Here is a 3,567-nt window from a genome sequence, read left to right as displayed (position 1 = left end):
GAAAATCTTGCCGCGCTTGGCGTCCTGGCGACCCTTACGGTGCTGGATATTGGCCCATTTACTGTGACCTGACATAAAACCTCCGAAACCTTGTGTAGAGTATGTTTATATACCCGGCGGCGCGTCGTCGGCAACTTCGTGCGAAGTTTCTCCGGCGGCTTCGCCCGGCACGTGCGCCGTTGGGGCAGCGCCCGCCTGGCCGCGAAAACCAAGGCCGACAAAAAATGTTTCCTTGCTTTCGGCCCGCGAGCTTTTGGGCTTGAACGATTTGACCGCATCAAAAGCCTTGCGCATGGGCGCGAGCAGCTCCTGAATATCTGGCCCCATAAAGATTTTGACCACAAAACTGCCGCCCTTTTTAAGGTGCAGGCAGGCTACAGCCAATGCCTCAACCGTAAGCTCAAGCGAACGGGCCTGATCCGTAAAGCGCGTGCCCGTTGTGCGCGGGGCCATGTCGCTGATGACAACGTCAAAAGGCCCCAGCTCCTTGAGTTTTGCTTCAAACTCGGCAGAGCGGTTGAACACGTCTTCCTGCATGAATGTGACCTGCGACGGAAACACCGTTTCGGTGCTCTGAATGTCGCAGGCGAGCACAAGTCCACGCGTACCGACCTTTTCCGCCGCGCCCATGGACCACGATCCAGGGGCAGCGCCAAGGTCGAGAACCCGCTGGCCGGGGCGCAGCAGGCGGAACTTGGAGTCCAGCTCCTTGAGCTTGTAGACCGAGCGTGCGGGATAATTCTCGCGCTTGGCCTTCAGGAAATAATGATCACGGTATTCTTTCATGGTAAATTCCAACAGGTGACCATACCCTTTTTTATCGCGCTCGCCAAGTGCGCAATGCAGCCCTTCGTGACGAGCCGCGCAAAATTGTAGAACTGGTTGACCTCTGGGATTTATCAGGATATTTTTTCAATAAGTTTCCAGAACCTTTGATCTCGCACTCTATCACCAGTAAGGAGAGGCTATGAAACGGATTCTTTTGGCCGCTTGTCTTGCGGGTTGCGCGCTCGGCTTTGGGGCGCAGACGGTACTGGCGGAAAGCGTTAAAGTGCCTGTGAACAAGATCAGCAACGAGGGCGTTGGAGAGGCCATCGGCTTTGTTGCTTTTGAAGATGACGGCAAGGGTGGCATGGATATCATGGTCGATATCGCTGGCATACCCCAGGGCGACCACGGCATGCACGTGCATGAAAATCCTTCGTGCGCACCCGCTGCCAAGGATGGCGCCAATGTGGCCGGTCTTTCCGCCGGAGGGCATTATGATCCCACCCACGCTGGCAAGCATGAAGGCCCTGGCAAGCATGGTCACAAGGGCGACCTGCCGCTTATCACCGCCGATGCGCAGCAAAATGTGAAGGCCAAGTTGCATGTGGCTGATCTGACCACAGCCGACATCAAGGGCCGCTCGCTCATGATCCATGCTGGCGGCGACAACTATTCCGACCAGCCGGCTCCTCTTGGCGGCGGCGGAGCGCGTATCGCCTGCGGCGTGATCAAGTAGGATTATGTTTTTTGCATTCACGCGGCAGAAAAATTGCCTGCTCGCGTGGATGGTTCATGCATTCCCTTGTGCAGGTCTTGCAGTTCTGGCGATGGCGCGTCATTATCTGCGCAAAGTATTGCCAGCCACAGGGGAGAGCCTCCGACTACCGTAACCGGCGCGGAGTTTTGGATTATTCTGCCCCGCTTGCTTGCCGCAGCGGGGCTTTTTGTTTGATAGGACAGTTCCGCAAGGAGTCTGCATTGGCGGAGAAAAATATGGCCGACCAAGACAAACGCCCCCAGCGGGTTCGTTTGCCTGACTTTACGGGTCGGGCCGTGAGCCTGCCCGATGGCCCGGAAGCCTGGACCTGCCGGGGAGAAGGCGATGCGGTGCTGCTGCTCGGGCTGGGGCCAAAATCAGGAGCAAACCTGCCGCAGGTTTTGCCCTTACTTGCCGATGCTCCCGCCGTATACTGGCTGGAATCTCCGCTAGTGGCCCGTGCCCTGGAGGCATGGAGGCTGGAGGCAGAAATTTTGCCGCGCGAACCGTTGCCCGCCCATTGGCGCGCGGTCACCGCAGAGCAGGCTGTGGCTTTGGCAGGGCAGTGCCGTCGCTGCATTTACTCGCCCGGCTTACGGCTTGATCCTGATTTTTGGGGGCCGTTGCTGGGCCGGGTGGATGCGGCCCTCGCGCTTCCTGTATCCGCTGCGCGGGCGAGTGCGCCCAAGACTGCCGAGGGTGTTCGGGGGCCAGTTCTGCTGCCCGGCGATGATGGGCAGTTGCTGCATCAGGAATTGCGCACGGCTCTTGCCGAATGCGGTTTCGGGCCGGTGGTGGACGCTCTGCCGCAGCCCGTGTCTGGCATGGGCGGAGCGCAGGCAGGCCGTGAGGATGATTTTTTGCCCCGCTGGCGCGACCTCCTGCAAGGGGGGAAGCCAGCATTTCTGCTTTCAGTAAACCTGCGCGGGCTGGATGCTGACGGACGCGTTTTTGAGCTTTGCCGGGCCCTTGGGATTCCCGTTGTCCTGTGGTTTGTGGATAATCCCTGGCATGTTTTGTCTGGCCTGCGGCTGCCCTGGTGGCGGGATGCCCATATTTTTGTGACAGATGCCGGCTTTGTCGATGACCTTAAAGCATATGGCGCGGGCCGGGTTTTTCATCTGCCCCTGGCTGTTGCGCCGCACATGTGGCGCGATCTGCCGGATTTTGCTCCATCATCCATTAGTATAGGGCCGCCCCTGTTTGTGGGGCGTTCCGCCTTTCCTGAAAAAGAGCGTTTTTTTGCTGCGGCCAGTGTGCCGCAGGCTTTGGAGGCTGAGGCCGCGAGGCTGCTTGAGGCAAGCACCGGCCCGAAGGATGCGCCGCATTTTTTCTGGTGGCATGACAAACTGGGAGGCTCGCTGTGGCCTGGCTATGATGCGCGCCGTCCGGGCCTTGGGGCCGAGCGCTGCGCGCAGGCCAACAGGCGGCGCTGGCTTTTTGCCGCAGGGGCTGGCAAGGGCGGGCTGCGCATCATCGGTGACGATGGCTGGAAGCCCCTGTTGCCTGGCATGGAAATACTGCCGCCAGTGGATTACTACACGGCACTGCCCGAAGCGTATGCGCGGGCCGAAGCCGTGCTGAACGTAACCAGCCTGCTGTTGCCGCAGAGCCTGAGCCAGCGCCATTTTGACGTCTGGGCCAGCGGCGGGTTGCTGCTCAGTGATGCCACATCTGGATTGGAAATCTTCCCTGCGGAATTGACCGAACCCATGACATTGCGCGGGCCGAGCGACTTTATGGCCAGATGCGCATGGTTTCAGGCACATCCGCAAGCCGCGTATGATCTGCGCCGGGCATGGCGTGGGCACCTGCGCGAGCAGCACGGCTATGAACAACGTATTCAGCAGATTATCGAAACTTTTGCCTGACAGGTGGCGGAGGCTGGATGCGCAACTGATCAGGAGAAAGGCTTGACAAGTCGTGCGGTTTTGCCTATTGCTCATTTCCTGCGTTAAGCTTTCCATTGTGGGGAAGTAGCTCAGCTGGGAGAGCATCGCCTTCGCAAGGCGGGGGTCGAGGGTTCAAATCCCTTCTTCTCC

At 59.2% G+C, this 3,567-nt stretch carries 3 protein-coding genes, 1 tRNA gene and 1 pseudogene; 3 read left to right on the top strand and 2 right to left on the bottom strand.

The window, feature by feature from the left end:
- Positions 1–75, bottom strand: a pseudogene (locus VEZ52_RS10250) (YebC/PmpR family DNA-binding transcriptional regulator); the annotation flags it as partial.
- A gap of 30 nt (positions 76–105) precedes the next feature.
- Positions 106–786, bottom strand: coding sequence for an RlmE family RNA methyltransferase (locus VEZ52_RS10245; RefSeq protein WP_324836718.1), 681 nt, complete (start codon positions 784–786; stop codon positions 106–108).
- 181 nt (positions 787–967) lie between these two features.
- Between VEZ52_RS10245 and VEZ52_RS10240 the strand changes: the two genes are divergently transcribed.
- The 3 genes from VEZ52_RS10240 to VEZ52_RS10230 all read left to right on the top strand — a co-directional run bounded on the left by VEZ52_RS10240 (position 968) and on the right by VEZ52_RS10230 (position 3,567).
- Positions 968–1,504, top strand: coding sequence for a superoxide dismutase family protein (locus VEZ52_RS10240; protein ID WP_324836717.1), 537 nt, complete (start codon positions 968–970; stop codon positions 1,502–1,504).
- A gap of 257 nt (positions 1,505–1,761) precedes the next feature.
- Positions 1,762–3,396 (top strand): glycosyltransferase family protein, encoded by a 1,635-nt coding sequence (locus VEZ52_RS10235; RefSeq protein WP_324836716.1) that lies wholly within the window; start codon positions 1,762–1,764, stop codon positions 3,394–3,396.
- A gap of 99 nt (positions 3,397–3,495) precedes the next feature.
- A tRNA-Ala gene (locus VEZ52_RS10230) sits at positions 3,496–3,567 on the top strand.

The sequence above is a fragment of the Desulfovibrio sp. genome (assembly GCF_035644575.1).
In the GTDB taxonomy this organism is placed as follows: Bacteria; Desulfobacterota; Desulfovibrionia; order Desulfovibrionales; family Desulfovibrionaceae; genus Desulfovibrio.
Note: the sequence above shows the minus strand (reverse complement) of the source record. Positions and strands in the feature narration are given on the sequence as shown.